The sequence below is a fragment of the Paradevosia shaoguanensis genome (assembly GCF_016801025.1).
Taxonomy (GTDB): domain Bacteria; phylum Pseudomonadota; class Alphaproteobacteria; order Rhizobiales; family Devosiaceae; genus Paradevosia; species Paradevosia shaoguanensis.
Genome location: NZ_CP068983.1, coordinates 3,964,781 through 3,981,026, shown reverse-complemented (window position 1 = coordinate 3,981,026; position 16,246 = coordinate 3,964,781). Strand labels below are relative to the sequence as shown.

Below are 16,246 nucleotides of genomic sequence, written 5' to 3'. Positions count from 1 at the left end.
GTCCCTGTGCTTCGCCGCGAGGCAGCTTACTTGGCGGCGGCCAGCCCCGGATCACCCTGCGTCTCGAAAGTCTGGATTTCCTTGTTGATATACGTGCCATCCGCCGTCTTCTCGACCTCGCGCAGGTAGATGTTCTGCGTGATATGGCGGGTCTCCGGATCGATCTCGACCGGGCCGCGCGGGCTGGTCCAGGCCAGGCCCTTGACCGCGTCCACGGCCGCCTTGGCATCCTGCTTGCCGCCCGTGGCCTCGATCATCTTGTAGATGACGTGCATGCCATCGAACGCGCCGACCGCCGGAAAGCTCAGTTCGGCCGGATTACCGATCGCCTTACCCGCGGCCTCCACGAACGCCTTGTTCTCGGGCGAGTCGTGCGATACCGCATAATGGAAGGTGGTGAGGAGCCCGAGCGCGGAATCGCCAAGCGCCGGCAGGTCGGATTCCTGGGTCAGGTCGCCCGGCGCCAGCAACGTCACGCCGGCATCCTTGAGCCCGTTCTCGTTGTACGACTTGACGAAGCCAAGCGTGGTGGGACCCGACGGCAGGAACGCGAACACCGCCTGCGCACCGCTATCCTTGACGCGCTGCATGATGGGGCTGAAATCGTTGGTCGAAAGCGGCATGCGGATGGTCTCGACCACCGTGCCGCCCTCGCCCTCGAACGTGGTCTTGAACGCGGTCTCCGCGTCGACGCCCGGGCCGTAATCGGAAACTACCGTGATGACCTTCTCGATGCCCTTGGCCTTTGCCACCTTGGCCATTGGGGCAGAAGTCTGCCAGGTCGTGAACGAGGTCCGCACCACATAGGGACTCTTGGTGACGATCGACGACGTCGCGGCGTTGAAGATCACCATGGGCACATTGGCCTGCTCGAGCAGCGGTGCAGCGGCCATCGCGTCGGGGGTGAAATAGAAGCCAGCCAGGTACTGCACGCCTTCCTTGACCACGAGCTCCTGGGCAAGCGCGGCCGACTGGGCGGGATCGGCCTGCGGCAGGTCGCGGTAGACGATCTCGACCTTGTGGTCGCCGACGCTATCGCCGTTGAGCGCCTGGTAGGTCTGGATACCGGCCTGGAAATTCTTGCCCTGCAGGGCGAACGGACCCGAGAACGGCCCGATCACGCCGACTTTGATGGTATCGGCAAGTGCGGTGCCGGTCAGCAGCGCAGTTGCGAGTGCCGCAACGAAAAACGTCTTCATAGAATCCTCCTGCCTTGGCTTCGCGCTCATAGCACGATGTGTTTGGTTATGCGTGAAGGCGAGCATATGCGGGCGCCTTGATCTGGCGCGCCTTGCCGAGCTTCAATCTGCCGTAGGCCTAGCTCTCGATAAAATGAAAAGCCCGCCCCAATGTATAACCCTCAGGCTATGTGCTCTTGCGTACCGGCATGGCTATGCCGCGCGCCTTTAGCGCCTTCACGACGCTGGCCGGAAGCTCCCGGCAACCGCATTCGCGGGCATGTTCGAGATGCCAGTCTATCCGCTGGTCAAGCGTAGCATTCGGCGGCATGCGATGCGCAAGGTGCCACTCGCGATTGAGAGCCACTTCCCGAGCCTCCACTAACCGACGGTCACGCTGGACAGCGCGAAGCCTGCCCCACACTATGGCATAAGCCAATGGGATTCCTGCGCATGTTTGCTGTGTTGCGAAATCACTCCAGCCAAATTCTCGTCGCCATCGCCGCGCTGGGCATCGCCGCCGGTTTTGCCGCCAATCTGATATCGCCAGAGCTGCCACGTATCATCTGGTCGGTCGCCACGCTTCCCGTCCTGCTGGCGCTCCTGCTGCAGATATGGCGTTCGTTGCGTGCGGGCGATGTCGGCCTCGATGTCGTGGCTGCCCTGTCGATGGTGTCGGCCCTCCTCATCGGAGAAAGCCTGGCGGCCAATGTCGTGGCGCTCATGTATGCCGGCGGGCAATTGCTCGAAGACTTCGCCTCTGGCCGTGCGCGTCGCGAGATGACAGCTCTCATCGGCCGCGTCTCCCATAGCGCCATGCGCTACCAGGATGGCGGCCTGGTCGAAACACCCATTGCAGCCCTCCAACCCGGCGACCGGCTGATGATCCGTCATGGCGAGGTGCTCCCTGTAGACGGCAAGGTGTCACAAGGCGTAGCCGTCCTCGATCAATCCGCGCTCACCGGCGAACCCCTGCCCGTCCAGCGGCAGGTCGATGAGGAAGCCCTCAGCGGCAGCACCAATACCGGCCCGACCTTCGACATGGTCGCCACCCGTCCGGCCTCCGAAAGCACCTACGCTGCCATAGTCCGCCTGGTCCAGTCGGCACAGGAAAGCAAGGCGCCGATGACCCGCCTCGCCGATCGCTACGCCATGGTGTTCCTGATCGTCACGGTCGTGCTGGCGGTCGCGGCCTGGTATTTTTCCGGCGACGCGCGCCGTGCCGTGGCCGTTCTGGTGGTGGCGACTCCCTGCCCGCTCATCATCGCCGTCCCGGTGGCCATCATCTCCGGCATGTCGCGTTCGGCCAGGATCGGCGCCTTGATCAAGGGCGGCGATGTCCTTGAGGCGCTCGCCCAGGTTCGCACCGCCGTACTCGACAAGACCGGCACGCTGACCCGTGGTTATCCCGAAATCGAAGATGTGCGCTCCGCACCCGGCCGCGCACCCGACGAACTGCTCCGCCTGGCCGCCTCGCTTGACCAGGCCTCGACGCACGTCATGGCAACCTCCCTCATCGAGGCCGCGAAGGCCCGTGGCCTCCAGCTCGTCCTGCCGACCTCGGTCGTCGAAGACGCCGGAGCCGGACTGGAGGGCGTCATAGATGGCCACCGCGTCGTCGTCGGTGGCAGCGGCTATGTCCGCTCCAAAAGCGCCAGCGGCGATCCCGCCACCTTCCGCGATGGCCTCAAGCCCGGCCAGGCCGTGGTCGCCGTGGCGGTGGATGGCGCCGTAGCCGGCATCATCGTCATGGCCGACCCGATGCGGGACGACGCACAATCCCTCCTCGACAGCCTCCGACAGGCGGGCATCAAACGCATCACCCTCGCCTCCGGCGATCGTCAGGACGTCGTTGACGAGTTTCGCCGAGAACTGCATCTGGACGATGCCCGGGGTGACCTCACGCCGGACCAGAAGGTCGCCGTCGTTTCCGCCGAGCGCGAGCATGGCCCCGTGCTCATGGTCGGCGACGGCGTCAACGACGCCCCGGCCTTGGCTGCCGCCGATGTCGGCGTCGCCATGGGTGCCCGCGGCACGGCCGCATCCTCGGAGGCAGCCGGCCTCGTGCTGCTGGTCGACAAGCTCAGCCCACTGGTCGAAGCACTCAAGATCGCACACCGATCGCTGGGCATCGCCAAGCAGAGCGTTTTCGTCGGTCTCGGTCTCTCCTTCGCCGGCATGATCGCAGCGGCGCTGGGCTACCTGCCTCCCGTGCAGGGTGCCCTGCTCCAGGAGGCCATCGACATCATCGTGATCTTCAACGCCCTGCGCGCCTTGCGCTAGGTTGCCTATTGCGCGGTGTAGCCACCATCGATCACCAGTTCCGAGCCGGTGACGAACTTGGACTCGTCCGAGGCGAGATAAACCACGCCCCAGGCGATATCATCCGGCTCACCTAGATGCCCCACGGGATGCAGGCCCACCAGATGCTGCCGCATCGCGTCGGGATCAGGTGCGGCGGCAATGGCGTTCTCCACCATCGGAGTCAGGATATAGCCGGGATGCACCGAATTGACCCGAATCCCGAGCCTGTTCTGCGCGCAATAGAGCGCGACCGATTTCGTATAGAGCCGCACTCCGCCCTTGGAAGCATTGTAGGCGCCGAGCGTCGGATCGCCGACCAACCCCTCGATCGAGGACATGTTGATGATCGAGCCGCCCGCACCTGCCGGCTTGGCCTTCTTCATCGCTCGGATGGCGTGCTTCGTGCCGAGGAAAACAGCATCCAGATTGACGCGCATCAGCTTGTGCCAATCGTCGAGCGTCTGGTCCTCCGGCGCACTGCCGAAGCCGACGCCGGCATTGTTGACCAACACGTCGACATGGCCGAACCGGTCGAGCGCCTGGCCCATCACCGCTTCCCACTGCTCTTCCTGCGTTACGTCATGTCGCAGGAAGATCGCCGAGCCGCCCAGCTCGGCGGCGAGGCTCATGCCCTCGCTTTCCTTGAGGTCGGTGAGGAGCACGGAAGCGCCCTCCTCCACCAGCTTGCGCGCCACCGCTGCGCCAATGCCCAGCGCGGCGCCCGTAACCACAGCGACTTTGCCTTGCAGACGATTCATCTGTCGAACTCCCGGATCGGTTGCTCCAGCGATGTTTCCATCGCTAAGCCAGCCTAGCACCAGGCGTCGTGTCGGGACATGTCGCGAACTAGCGCAGGATCGATCCGGTCGTCACGTCGATCCGCAGCCCGTCATAAGCCGCCACGACATTGTGCGGCGTAATCCGCTCGACCGTCGCATAGTCCATGTCGACGTGAAGATTGGTCAGCACCGCATGGCGCGGCTTCAGCCGATCGATGAGGTCGAGGGATTCCGGTAGGCTCAGGTGGCTCGGATGCGGCGTCGGCCGCAGCGCGTCGATAACCCAGACGTCCAGCCCAGACACTGCCGCGAGCGACTGCTGCGGAATGCCCGAAAGATCGCAGGAATAGGCAAAGCCGCCCACGCGAAAACCGAGCGACCGGATATCTCCATGCTCCTGATCAAAGGCACGGACGGTTATCGAGCCGCCCGGCCCATCGATGGTGACTTCCTGCTCCGGCGCGATGACGTGCCCATTGAGGATCGGCGGATACCCGCTCCCCTCCGCCGTCACGAAGCAATAGCGGAACGCCTCATGCAACCGCGCTCCTGTGACCGCCGAATAATAGACGTCTACGCGCTTCATGCTGTTCAGCGCCAGCACCCGAAGGTCATCGATGCCATGCGTATGGTCGGCATGCTCATGCGTGTAGAACACCGCATCGACCCGATCGACTTCCGCATCGAGAAGCTGCTCGCGCAGGTCGCAGCCTGTATCCACAATGACGCGGGTCGGCGTATCCGAAACGTCCGAAAAGCCCTCGATCAGCAGCGAGCAGCGCCGTCGGCGGTTTCGCGGATTGGCCGGGTCGCAATCGCCCCAGCCATTGCCAACGCGCGGCACCCCGCCCGAGGAGCCGCAGCCCAGGATCGTGGCGACGATGCGTTGGGCAGCCGGCATGTCAGAGGCCCGTCTTGGAGAACAGACGGGCGAAGTTGCGCGTGGTCTGCTCGGCAATCTCGGTCAGGTTCACGCCGCGAACCTCCGCCAGCTTCTCAGCGGTAAACCGCACGAAGCTCGGCTCGTTCGATTGCCCGCGATGCGGGATCGGCGCGAGATAGGGTGCATCGGTCTCGACGAGAATGCGGTCAGCCGGCGCGAATGCAGCAACCTCGCGGATTTCCTCGGCGTTGCGGAACGTCAGGATGCCTGAAAACGACAGATAGCCGCCCAGGGCAAGCCCGGCGCGTGCCAAAGCTGCTCCCGACGAGAAGCAGTGCAGCACGAATGGGAACGCCCCCTTCGCCGTCTCCTCCTCGAGGATCGCCGCCATGTCTTCATCAGCTGACCGGCTATGGATCACCAGTGGCAACTGCGTCTCGCGCGCTGCCGCGATATGCCGCCGAAAGCCTTCGGCTTGTGCCTCGCGCGGCGCATTGTCGTAGAAATAGTCGAGCCCCGCTTCCCCGATCGCCACGCATTTGGGGTGCGCTGACAAGCGAACCAGTTCCGCCACCTGGATATGCAGCTCCCGGTCGGCATTGTGCGGATGCGTGCCGACCGAGCACCACACGCCCTCGTTCTCCTCGGCAATGCGGGAGATCTCGGCGAACTTGTCCACCCAGGTGCTGATCGTGACGATGCCGGTGACACCGGCTGCGCGGGCGCGCGCAAGCACGCCCGGCCGGTCGGCGGCCAGAGCCTCGAAATCGAGGTGGCAATGGCTGTCGATCAGCATCTTACTCGGCCTTGGTCCGCTCGAAGCGCTGGAACACCGGCTGTGGCGCTGGCAGGTCGGTACCCGGCACCAGCGCGGAGCCGTCATTGGCATGAGCGAGCAGACGGTTGTCCGCCGGCACGTTGAGGCTATCGAGGATTTTCCCAGCCGATTCCGGAATGAAGGCAAGCGCCGGGATCGTCACCCGCCGGATCACCTCGGCCGTCACGTAGAGCACCGTGCCCATCCGGACCAGGTCGGTCTTCTTGAGCGCCCACGGCTCCTGGCCCGCGAAATAACGGTTAGCTTCGCTCACCGCTTCCCAGATCGCCGCGACCGCCTCATGCACGAACTGCTCGTTCATGGCCTTCACGGCCCGGGCGGTCGCATCGGCCGCCAGATCGAGCACCGCGCGATCGGCCTCAGTATAGGCGCCGACTTCCGGCACCTTCGCCTCGCAGTTCTTGTTGATCATCGAGAGCGAGCGCTGCGCCAGGTTGCCCAGGTCGTTGGCCAGGTCCGCGTTGGAGCGGTTGACGAACTTGTCGCGGCTATAGTCACCGTCATTGCCGAAGCTGACTTCGCGCAGGAAGAAATAGCGCACCGGGTCGGCGCCGAATTCCTCGACCAGCGCGAACGGCTCGATGACGTTGCCGAGCGACTTGCTCATCTTCCGGCCGTCCACGGTGATGAAGCCGTGCGCGAAAACCTTGCGCGGCAGCGGCAGCCCGGCGCTCATCAGGAAAGCCGGCCAGTAGATGGTATGGAAGCGCGTGATATCCTTGCCGATAACGTGGAGGTCCGCCGGCCAATACCGCTGGAACAGCTCGCTATTGGTGTCGGGATAGCCCACGCCGGTCATGTAATTGGTCAGCGCGTCGACCCACACATACATCACGTGTCCCGGCACGTTGGGTACCGGAATGCCCCAGTCGAAAGTCGTGCGCGAAATCGAGACGTCATCGAGCCCGCGCTTGACGAAAGCGACGATCTCGTTGCGACGCTCATTGGGGCCGATGAAATCCGGATTGTCGTCGTAGTGCTTGAGCAGCCGTTCCGCGAAGGCCGATAGGCGGAAGAAATAGCTGGGCTCTTCCACCCACTCCACCGGCGCACCCGATGGCGCAAACTTCTTGCCGCCCTCGCCGGCGGTGAGTTCGGACTCGTCGAAATAGGCCTCGTCGCGGACTGAGTACCAGCCCTCGTACTTGCCCTCGTAAATGTCGCCTGCCGCGACCATTGCGTTCCAGATCGCCTGGCTTGCCGCATAATGGCGCGCCTCGGTCGTGCGGATGAAATCGTCGTTCGAAAGGTTGAGCGCGCCGGCAAGTTCGCGGAAACGTGCGGAATTGCGGTCGGCGAGATCGCGCACCGGAATGCCCTGCTTCTCGGCCGTCTGCACCATCTTGATACCGTGCTCATCGGTGCCCGTCAGGAAATAGACGTCACGCCCTTCGAGCCGCTTCCAGCGCGCCATGGCGTCGGTCGCGATCATCTCATAGGCGTGGCCGATATGGGGCTCGCCATTGGGATAGGAGATTGCGGTCGTGACGTAATAGGCGTTGCGGGTCATGATGGCTCGGATAGGGGCAATGTCTCAGAAAGGTGGCGCTTGATCGCATCGAAGATGACGGTAAGCGTCTGCCGCATGTCGAGATTGAGGGTGTCTGTCTCGTCGAACAGGGCCTGCGCCTTGTCCCATAGCTCGGTTGCAGAGGCAAGACGGATACGCCCCGCAGGCCCCTGTAGTGCCGCCGATTTTGCCTCATTGGCAAGCCATTCGACAATGAGTTCGCGCGCAAACGCCGCCTCTGCTGTATCCGAGCCTGCCGCGATCGCATCGGCCAGTGCCAGATGCGCACCCGACGGAAACCGCTCAGGCCCGGCGAGCCAGCCGCGCAACGCCGCCAGCGTCCCATCGCCTGACACGAGCATGGCCTCGAAGCCCTTGCGAGGTCGACCATGCGCCAGGCCGACAGCCGCCTCGAGCTGCGAATGCTCGGCACCGGGACTCCGCTCCAGCACCGCACGGACATCCGCATCCGCCAACGGCCGCATGGCCAGCGAATGGCACCGCGACTTGATCGTCGGCAACAGCGAACCAGGTCGATGCGAAACCAGGAGGAAAATCGTCTCCGCCGGCGGTTCCTCCAGAATCTTGAGCAGCGCATTGGCCGAGCTGGCATTGCAGTCATCGATCGAATCGATGATGGCGACGCGATGGCCCGCCCTGCCCCGCGTCTTGCGCAGGTCTTCCACGAGCTGACGGATATCGTCCACCCGGATGACCGTATAGAATCCCCTGCCGTCCTTGGGCTGGCGCCTCAATACGAAGAGGTTGGGATGCGAGCCGGCCATCACCTGCTCATCGACGCGATGCGCGTCCTCATCTCCCGTGGCCACGAAAATATCGCGCGCAAGCTTGAAGGCCAGCGTCGCCTTGCCGATCCCCTGCGGGCCATGCATCAGCACGGCATTGGGCAGAGTCCCGCCTTGCAGACGCGACATGATGGTCGCGCGCGCCGCCTCGTGCCCATAAACCTCATGCTGCTGCTCAGGCAGCAGGACACCATCGATCTGGTCGGGCTCGCGAATGGGAATATCGTCGGTCACGCGGTTTTTGCCGCTTCGATCTCGGGGAAGTGCTCGAGGACCGCCTGCCAGATCGTCTCTTCCAGCTTGTCCTCGGTGCGATCCGCCAGCACGACCACGCAGCGATCGCGATTGTTCTCGGCAATGCGCAGGAACCCCTCACGCAGCCGCCGGTGCCATTCGAGGTCTTCCTTCTCGAAGCGATCGCCGGTCGCCACCAGCGCGTCCTCAAGCTGTCGCTCGCGCACCCGCGCAAACGCCACTTCGGGATCCATGTCCAGCAGCAGCGTCAGGTCCGGCTTGTGCCCGTTCAGCGCCAGGTCTTCGAGTGCCGATATCAGCTTCTCGTCAACGCCGCCCGTCAGCCCCTGATAGGCCCGCGTCGAATCGTGGAATCGATCGGAGATCACCCATTTGCCTGCGTCCAGATTCGGAGCGATCAGTTGGTTGACGTGGTCGAGCCGCGCCGCCGCAAACAACACGGCCTCTGCACCTGCACCCCAGCTCTCGGAACGTCCCTGCAGGATGAACGAGCGAATGGCCTCGGCCTTGGGCGTACCGCCCGGCTCGCGCGTCCGCACCGCCTCGATGCCGTGCTTGTGCAGGTTCCCCTGCAGGCGCTTGGCCTGGGTGGATTTTCCCACCCCTTCCCCGCCTTCGAAGGTGATGAACCGGGCTTTGACGGACTGCGGTGCGTCGGCCATGAATTTCCCTGTCAGAGCCACCCCAGCGCAAGCTGCTTGAGCGCGTCGGTGGCCTTGCGAACGATCCCGCCCTCATTGACGGTCGCACCGGCATAGAGCGGCGCCGTCTGCACGACAACCCCACCACAGATGATATTGAGTTGAGCAACCTGCGAGCCTTCCTCGACCGGCGGCCGCAGCGGCCCCTTGTAGGTGATGGTGGCCTGCGGGCAATCCCTCGCGCCCTTGGGAATGAAGAGGTCGATATCGCCCTGCCCGATCAGCGGCACCTGCGGCTCCTCTCCGCCATAGACATTGGCGAAGCCTACCGTCTTTCCCTTCGGATAGACCGGAATGCGGTCAAAGCTGCGCGTGCCCCAGAGCAGCAGCTTGCGCGCCTCCTCTGCACGCTCGTTCATGGACTTGAGCCCGTGCACGACTGCGATCAACCGCCGACCGCCCTCGGGCGTCGACACCACGCTGCCATAACCGGCCGCCTCGGTGTGCCCGGTCTTGAGACCATCCACGCCGATTCCCATCTCGACCAGCGAGTTGCGGTTCGATTGCCGGATCTTGTTCCAGGTGAATTCGGGGATGGAGAAGATGTGGTAGTATTCCGGGAAATTTCCGATGATGTACCGGGCGATATTGGCCAGGTCGCGCGCCGTGGAGTACTGGTCCGGATCAGGTAGCCCTGTCGCATTGGTGAAATGCGATCCGGTGAGCCCGATTTCTTCGCCCAGCCGGTTCATCATGTTGGCGAAGGTCGATTCCGACCCGGCAATGCCTTCCGCCAGCGCTATGGCCGCGTCATTGCCCGATTGCACGATGACCGAGGTCAGCAGGTCCTCGACTGGCACTTTCGAGTTGAGCTCGGCAAACATGGTCGAGCCGCCCGATTTCGCCCCGCCGTCACGCCACGCATGTTCGGAGATGAAGAACGCATCCGTCATCTTCACGCGCCCGTTGCGGAGCTCGTTGAAGACCACGGCAACGGTCATGAGCTTGGCCATGCTGGCTGGCTCGAGACGCTCGTCGGCATCCTTGTGGAACAGCAGCATGCCGCTGTCGTAATCCATGAGAACGGCGAACTTCGCTTTGGTATCGAAGTCCTGCCCGAACGAGGGCGCCAGCATTGCCAGAACTGCAGCTGCCGCCAGAACGAATTGCCTTAGACCCAACAAATCGAACATCCCTGCAACCGCGCCGCCGGACGCGGGGATCAAAAGATCATCTTAGACCATGAAGTCTAATACAGAATGATGTCCTTCAGGCCAAGTTCCCGGGCCAGATTGAGCACATCATCGCGAGCGACGCCAGGCTTGAGCTGCGTGAGCATCAGGCGCGTCGCGTCGCGCCCCTGCGCCGACACCGCCTGCTCCTCCACCGCGCCCAGATAGGCGAACCGCTCTTCAATCTCGATCGCCTTGGTCTGGTCGGCGAATATGCCGATCTGCAGCTTGATGGCGCGCGAATCCTGATCGACGGTCGCGGCCCAGTCGCGGAGTGCCGGGCTGCGCGTCGCCATCGCGTTCACGGCATCATGCGCATTGAGGATCGCATCGTTCTCGCTCTGCGCCGTCATGCCGGTATCGGCGTAGGAGAAGAGCCCCATGAAGTCTGCCGCCAGGTCCTTGGCCGAATACGTGCCCTTGCTGCGCTGGTAGGACTCGACTTCGGTGTGCCCACCAAAGCTCGTCACCACCTGCACGGCGTCGCCCTGCATCGCCGCCGGCGGCTGCGGCGCCGGAGCTGCCTGGGCAACCTGCTGAACCGCAGGCCGGGTCTGCTGCGGTTCGACCATGGCGAGGCGCGTATTGCCCTGCTCCTGCACGGTCGACGAATTGAGGCTGGCCAGCAGCACGCGGGTGTCGTCGCCCTGGAGCGGCGCCGGACCGACATAGTTGACCTGGATATTGGCGCTGCCGCGGTTCATGAAGCCGAGCAGGTCAGCCGCCCGTGCCGAAACGTCCATCAGGCGTCCGGGCAGGTACGGCCCGCGATCGTTGACGCGCACGACGAGCGAGCGACCATTGTCGAGATTGGTGACGCGAACATAGGACGGCAGCGGCAGCGTCGGATGCGCGCCGGAAATGGCATTCGCACTGAAGATTTCGCCGTTGGCAGTCAGGCGGCCATGGAAATCGGCGCCATACCAGGACGCCTTGCCCTGCGCGACATAGCTGGGATCTTCCTTGGGCGTGTAGACCTGCCCGCGCACGGTATAGGGCTTGCCAACCAGGTAGCGCCCGCCCCCGCGCGGAGGATTGGCAGAGCGGCTGACGCGCGGCGAGCTGCTGACTCCGAATTCCTTGGAGGTAAAGGCCGAGCGCTTCACGCCGGTGCTGCCATGGAAGCCGCCAGAACTGCAGGCAACCACGACGGGCGATACGATCGTCAACAGGGTGGCAAGCCGGACCATGGACTGCCAGCTATTACGCTTGGAACTCAAAACACGCACCTTAGCTAAAGGAGCCCTCAGTTTAGCCCATTGCGCGCGCGATCCACTGCCTCCACTGCCGCCATGGTTGAGAGGTGGTTAAATTGATGGCTTTTGTTTCAATTTGAGCCAACCGAAGGCCAAGCCTTTCAAAGTGCTGCAATCTTTGGGGCAATTCGTGCCAACAAATCGTCACGCGTAATGCTCGCCGCAGGTTGCTTTCAGCACCGACACAGCTACGCTGACAGAATCCTTCACCGACTCCTTGGAAGGTCATCGTGGCCGAGCGAATGTCACCGCTGCAGCCCCTGCAACATCAAACCTTCCGCTATATGTGGATGGCCAACCTCGTCGCCGGGTTCGGTTCGCTCATCCAGGGCGTCGGCGCCGCCTGGCTGATGACCTCGATTTCCAATTCCGTGGATATGGTCGCCCTGGTCCAGGCCTCCACCTCGCTGCCGATCATGCTGTTCTCGCTCGTCGGCGGCGCCATCGCGGACAATTTCCACCGGCGCAAGGTCATGCTGATGGCGCAGGCCTTTATGCTGCTCACTTCGGCAGCGCTGATGCTCTGCACCTATCTCGGCCTCGTGACGCCCTGGCTGCTGCTGACCTTCACCTTCCTCATCGGCTGCGGCGCGGCGATCAACAATCCGTCCTGGCAGGCCTCGGTCGGCGATCTCGTCCCACGATCCGACCTCCCGGGCGCGGTCGCCCTCAACTCGATCGGCTTCAACCTCTCCCGTAGCGTTGGCCCCGCCGTCGGCGGCGCCATCGTCGCAGCGGCCGGCGCCGCGGCGGCCTTCGCGGTCAACACATTCAGCTACATTCCGGTGCTGATCGTGCTCTTCCTCTGGAAGCCGAACATGGTGGAGAACCCGCTGCCGCGCGAATCCATGGGCGGCGCCATCGGCTCGGGCTTTCGCTACGTCGCCATGTCCCCCGGCATCGGCAAGGTGCTGCTGCGCAGCTTCTTCTTCGGCTTTTCTGCCATCGTCATCCTCGCCCTCCTCCCGGTTGTCGCCGCGGCACTGCCTGAGGGCGGCCCGCTGATCTACGGCCTGCTGCTCGGCGCCTTCGGTCTCGGCGCTGTGGGTGGCGCGCTGCTCGCCGCTCCGCTGCAGAGCCGCCTGGGTGGCGAAGTCCTGGTACGCGTCGCCTTCACCGGCTTTGCCATCTGTGCCTTCGTGACGGCCCTCGGCATGTCCCCGTGGCTTACGGGTGCCGCGCTATTGCTTGGCGGCGCCTGCTGGGTGCTGGCGCTCTCGCTTTTCAACGTTTCGGTGCAGTTGGCCTCGCCGCGCTGGGTCGTCGGCCGCGCCCTCTCCTTCTACCAGACCGCCACCTTCGGCGGCATGGCGCTCGGAAGCTGGGCCTGGGGTGTCGCCGCCGAAAATTACGGTCCGCCGGTCGCCCTGACCGCCGCTGCGGTCACCATGCTTCTCGGCGCCGCCATCGGCTTCCGGCTGCCTTTGCCCCCGCGCGTAACGCTCGACCTCGATCCGCTCAACCGCTGGAAAACGCCGCACCTCGAACTCGACCTCGAACCGCGCAGTGGACCGATCGTCGTGGAGATCACCTACGTCATCAAGACCAAGGACATCCCGGCCTTCCTCGCCGCCATGACCGAGCGCCGCCGCATCCGCCGCCGAGATGGTGCCCGCCACTGGGCACTCCTCCGCGACCTGGCCGAACCCGAACGCTGGACCGAGACTTATCAAAGCCCGACCTGGACCGACTATGTACGCCATAACCTGCGCCTGACCAAGGCTGACGCCGATGTTGCCGACCGCCTGCGTGCCCTCCACGCCGGCGAGGAGCCGCCCGCCGTACGCCGCTTCGTCGAGCGCCCGACTGATTGGCTGGCCACCGTCGCCAAACCCAAGCCCACCATCGCGCCGCCCTGAGGGTTACCGCCACCGGCCAAGTGCGCTAGGGTCCTCCCGAATCCACAAATTCGGCGACTAAACCAATGCAGCCCTCCCGCGACCTCTCCCGGCTCCTCGAAATCATGGCCGCCCTCCGCGCCCCCAAGACCGGCTGTCCCTGGGACATCGAGCAGGACTTCGCCTCCATCCGCCACTACACGATCGAGGAAGCCTACGAAGTCGCCGACGCCATCGAGCGCGAGGACTACGACGACCTGCGCGAAGAACTCGGCGACCTGCTCCTGCAACCCGTCTTCCACGCTCAAATGGCCGCCGAACGCGGCTATTTCGACATGGGAGACGTGATCGAGTCGATCACGCAAAAGCTCATCCGCCGCCATCCCCACGTCTTCGGCGAGGAAGCCGCCAATGGCGCCAAAGGCGTCAAGATCCAGTGGGATGCGATCAAGGCCGAGGAACGCGCCAGCAAGGCCGCCAAGCGCAATCGCGAAGCCTCGCTGCTCGACGACGTAGCCCACACCCTCCCGTCACTGGCTCGTGCCGAAAAGCTCGCCAAGCGCGCCGCCTCGGTCGGTTTCGACTGGCCGGACACCGCCTCGGTCATCGCCAAGGCTCGCGAAGAACTCGATGAGGTAGCCGAGGCCGCCCAATCCGGCGACCGCGATGCTATCCGTGAAGAACTTGGCGACCTGCTCTTCGCCGTCGCCAACCTGGCACGACACCTCGGCATCGAAGGCGAAGCCGCCTTGCGCGATGCCAACCTCAAGTTCACCCGTCGCTTCTCGCACGTCGAAGCCAGGGCGCGTGAAGATGGTATTCCGATCGAGGAAGCAGGGCTTGAGCGCCTTGACGGCTACTGGAACGAAATTCGCCGCGCGGACAAGGGCGAGTAGCTACTCGCCCTCGATCCGGCCGTTGAAGCGTTCCTGGAATTCCCGCAAATGCCGCGGCTCGACTCGAACCACGAAGTCTGAACCCTTTTCGGTCGGCTCCAGCCGCTCGATGATCTCGGCATGCCCGTAGAGCCAGCCGACGTCGCCGCCGGCCGCATGAGGCACATGGACGCGATAGGTACGGCTGCCTGCTGACAACGCAGCCTCGATGGCCGCCTTGAGCTCATCCAGCCCCTCGCCCGTCTTGGCCGAAACCGGGATGCTCGCCACGACCCGGCCCACCGGCGCGGTATTGGCGAGCGCCGGAATGTCGCCATTCTCGTCGCGCGGCAGCAGGTCGACCTTGTTCCACACCTCGATCATCGGCACGGTCTCGGCCGACACACCCAGTTCCGCCAGCACCGCTAGCACGTCCCGCGCCTGTGCCTGATGATCCGGGTTGGCGATATCGCGCACATGCAGGATCACGTCCGCCTGCGTCACTTCCTCGAGCGTCGCGCGGAAGGCGGCCACAAGATCATGCGGCAGGTCCGCCACGAAGCCCACCGTGTCGCTGACGATCACCTGCCGACCATGCGGCAGTTCGAGCTTGCGCACGGTAGTGTCGAGCGTCGCAAAAAGCAGGTTCTCGGCAAAAACGCCGGCGCCGGTCAGTGCATTGAAAAGGCTCGACTTGCCCGCATTGGTGTACCCCACCAGCGCGACGATCGGATAAGGCACCTCATCGCGATTGCGGCGCTGCAACTGCCGCGTCCGCCGCACCTTCTCGATGCGCTCCTCCAGAATCGCGATGCGTTCCTGCAGAAGCCGCCGATCGCTTTCGATCTGCGTCTCGCCCGGGCCGCCCAGGAAACCGAAACCGCCGCGCTGCCGCTCGAGGTGCGTCCAGGAGCGAACCAGTCGGCTCTTCTGGTAGTTGAGATGCGCGAGCTCTACCTGCAGCACGCCCTCGCGGGTCGCCGCACGCTCGCCGAAAATCTCGAGAATAAGCGCCGTGCGGTCGAGCACTTTGGCTCCCGTTTCGCGCTCCAGGTTACGCTGCTGGATCGGCGTCAGCGCCGCATCCACGAGAATGAGCTCGATGCCCTCCTCGGCCACGCGACGGGCAAACGCCTCCACCTGGCCGCCACCGATAAAGGTGGCCGGCCGCACTTCGCGCACGCGAACGACTTCCGAGAACACGATGTCGAGCCGGATCGCACCGGCCAGCCCCTCGAACTCGGCCTTGCGCGCCTCGATGCTGTGGTAGACCGAGGCACCACGAACGTCCGGGACGATCAGTCCCGCACGCGTGGGTGCCGTGCGTTGGTCGATAAAAGCCCGAGGACCGCCCTTGCGGTCCTCCTCGTCGTCGAAATCGTCCGACGGGTTATGGGGATCAGGCGTTGTCGCCTCCGGTATGCTCGGGGTCGAAGAGCTGGATCGGCGCGCCCGGCATGATGGTGGAGATCGCATGCTTGTAGACAAGCTGCGACTGGGCATCGCGCCGCAGCAGCAGGCAGAAATTGTCGAACCAGGTGATTATGCCCTGCAGTTTGACGCCGTTCACGAGGAAAATCGTGACCGGGACTTTCTGCTTACGCACGTGGTTGAGGAAGGAATCCTGAAGGTTTTGTGCTTTTTCGGCGGGCATTTAGGCCTCTTCTCGCGGCTTCTGTTTGGCGGGCGGCTCATCACCACCCTTTTTTGGCAGGGACTGTGGTCGCCGCAGACCTGCCCCTCCCCGAAACTCTTCAATTAACCATGTAGTCTGGCACTATGGCACATCTGAAAATCGGTGCCTACGGGGCATCATAGCTGCCGCAGCGGCAATGACCACCCAGGATTTTC

Annotated in this window: 14 protein-coding genes; 3 read left to right on the top strand and 11 right to left on the bottom strand. The window is 64.0% G+C overall.

The window, feature by feature from the left end; genetic code table 11:
* Positions 1-26: 26 nt before the first annotated feature.
* Positions 27-1,199 (bottom strand): ABC transporter substrate-binding protein, encoded by a 1,173-nt coding sequence (locus tag JNE37_RS19360; RefSeq protein WP_203064416.1) that lies wholly within the window; start codon positions 1,197-1,199, stop codon positions 27-29.
* Between the two features lie 432 nt (positions 1,200-1,631).
* Here JNE37_RS19360 and JNE37_RS19355 point away from each other — a divergent pair, with 432 nt between their 5' ends.
* Positions 1,632-3,461 carry a heavy metal translocating P-type ATPase gene (locus JNE37_RS19355; protein WP_203064415.1) on the top strand — a complete coding sequence of 610 codons (1,830 nt, stop codon included), beginning with the start codon at positions 1,632-1,634 and terminating at the stop codon, positions 3,459-3,461.
* 5 nt (positions 3,462-3,466) lie between these two features.
* Here JNE37_RS19355 and JNE37_RS19350 read toward each other — a convergent pair whose 3' ends face one another.
* The 8 genes from JNE37_RS19350 to JNE37_RS19315 all read right to left on the bottom strand — a co-directional run bounded on the left by JNE37_RS19350 (position 3,467) and on the right by JNE37_RS19315 (position 11,646).
* Positions 3,467-4,240 carry a glucose 1-dehydrogenase gene (locus JNE37_RS19350; protein WP_203064414.1) on the bottom strand — a complete coding sequence of 258 codons (774 nt, stop codon included), beginning with the start codon at positions 4,238-4,240 and terminating at the stop codon, positions 3,467-3,469.
* Between the two features lie 88 nt (positions 4,241-4,328).
* Positions 4,329-5,162: an MBL fold metallo-hydrolase gene (locus JNE37_RS19345; RefSeq protein ID WP_203064413.1), complete on the bottom strand. Its 834-nt coding sequence runs from the start codon at positions 5,160-5,162 to the stop codon at positions 4,329-4,331.
* 1 nt (position 5,163) lies between these two features.
* Complete coding sequence (locus tag JNE37_RS19340) at positions 5,164-5,940, bottom strand: TatD family hydrolase (protein ID WP_203064412.1); 777 nt, start codon at positions 5,938-5,940, stop codon at positions 5,164-5,166.
* Position 5,941: 1 nt separating this feature from the next.
* Positions 5,942-7,492, bottom strand: coding sequence for a methionine--tRNA ligase (metG, locus tag JNE37_RS19335; protein WP_203064411.1), 1,551 nt, complete (start codon positions 7,490-7,492; stop codon positions 5,942-5,944).
* On the bottom strand, positions 7,489-8,532 hold the full coding sequence (locus tag JNE37_RS19330; protein ID WP_203064410.1) for an AAA family ATPase: 1,044 nt from the start codon (positions 8,530-8,532) through the stop codon (positions 7,489-7,491). Before JNE37_RS19330 ends, metG begins: the two co-directional genes overlap by 4 nt.
* A complete protein-coding gene (gene tmk / locus JNE37_RS19325; RefSeq protein WP_035038797.1) occupies positions 8,529-9,215 on the bottom strand; it encodes a dTMP kinase in 687 nt (228 codons plus the stop codon). Before tmk ends, JNE37_RS19330 begins: the two co-directional genes overlap by 4 nt.
* Positions 9,216-9,226: 11 nt before the next feature.
* Positions 9,227-10,387: a D-alanyl-D-alanine carboxypeptidase family protein gene (locus JNE37_RS19320; protein WP_203064404.1), complete on the bottom strand. Its 1,161-nt coding sequence runs from the start codon at positions 10,385-10,387 to the stop codon at positions 9,227-9,229.
* 56 nt (positions 10,388-10,443) lie between these two features.
* Positions 10,444-11,646: a septal ring lytic transglycosylase RlpA family protein gene (locus JNE37_RS19315; protein WP_246513370.1), complete on the bottom strand. Its 1,203-nt coding sequence runs from the start codon at positions 11,644-11,646 to the stop codon at positions 10,444-10,446.
* Between the two features lie 278 nt (positions 11,647-11,924).
* Between JNE37_RS19315 and JNE37_RS19310 the strand changes: the two genes are divergently transcribed.
* Both JNE37_RS19310 and mazG read left to right on the top strand, forming a co-directional pair.
* The gene (locus JNE37_RS19310) at positions 11,925-13,541 is read left to right on the top strand and encodes an MFS transporter (RefSeq protein ID WP_203066432.1); all 1,617 of its coding nucleotides are present in this window, start codon (positions 11,925-11,927) and stop codon (positions 13,539-13,541) included.
* A gap of 65 nt (positions 13,542-13,606) precedes the next feature.
* The gene (mazG, locus tag JNE37_RS19305; protein ID WP_203064402.1) at positions 13,607-14,416 is read left to right on the top strand and encodes a nucleoside triphosphate pyrophosphohydrolase; all 810 of its coding nucleotides are present in this window, start codon (positions 13,607-13,609) and stop codon (positions 14,414-14,416) included.
* Here the strand turns inward: mazG and hflX are convergent, their stop codons facing one another.
* Positions 14,417-15,871, bottom strand: coding sequence for a GTPase HflX (hflX, locus tag JNE37_RS19300; protein ID WP_081899757.1), 1,455 nt, complete (start codon positions 15,869-15,871; stop codon positions 14,417-14,419).
* The gene (gene hfq, locus JNE37_RS19295; RefSeq protein WP_035038803.1) at positions 15,795-16,049 is read right to left on the bottom strand and encodes an RNA chaperone Hfq; all 255 of its coding nucleotides are present in this window, start codon (positions 16,047-16,049) and stop codon (positions 15,795-15,797) included. The genes hflX and hfq overlap by 77 nt, the downstream gene beginning before the upstream one ends.
* Positions 16,050-16,246 lie beyond the last annotated feature (197 nt).

Coding starts and splice junctions, on each gene's coding strand:
- JNE37_RS19340 (WP_203064412.1), bottom strand. CDS start 5,940: ATGCTGATCGACAGCCATTGCCACCTCGATTTCGAGGCTCTGGCCGCC.
- JNE37_RS19360 (WP_203064416.1), bottom strand. CDS start 1,199: ATGAAGACGTTTTTCGTTGCGGCACTCGCAACTGCGCTGCTGACCGGC.
- hfq (WP_035038803.1), bottom strand. CDS start 16,049: ATGCCCGCCGAAAAAGCACAAAACCTTCAGGATTCCTTCCTCAACCAC.
- tmk (WP_035038797.1), bottom strand. CDS start 9,215: ATGGCCGACGCACCGCAGTCCGTCAAAGCCCGGTTCATCACCTTCGAA.
- JNE37_RS19310 (WP_203066432.1), top strand. CDS start 11,925: ATGTCACCGCTGCAGCCCCTGCAACATCAAACCTTCCGCTATATGTGG.
- mazG (WP_203064402.1), top strand. CDS start 13,607: ATGCAGCCCTCCCGCGACCTCTCCCGGCTCCTCGAAATCATGGCCGCC.
- hflX (WP_081899757.1), bottom strand. CDS start 15,871: ATGCGATCTCCACCATCATGCCGGGCGCGCCGATCCAGCTCTTCGACC.
- JNE37_RS19350 (WP_203064414.1), bottom strand. CDS start 4,240: ATGAATCGTCTGCAAGGCAAAGTCGCTGTGGTTACGGGCGCCGCGCTG.
- JNE37_RS19355 (WP_203064415.1), top strand. CDS start 1,632: ATGTTTGCTGTGTTGCGAAATCACTCCAGCCAAATTCTCGTCGCCATC.
- JNE37_RS19345 (WP_203064413.1), bottom strand. CDS start 5,162: ATGCCGGCTGCCCAACGCATCGTCGCCACGATCCTGGGCTGCGGCTCC.
- metG (WP_203064411.1), bottom strand. CDS start 7,492: ATGACCCGCAACGCCTATTACGTCACGACCGCAATCTCCTATCCCAAT.
- JNE37_RS19320 (WP_203064404.1), bottom strand. CDS start 10,387: ATGTTCGATTTGTTGGGTCTAAGGCAATTCGTTCTGGCGGCAGCTGCA.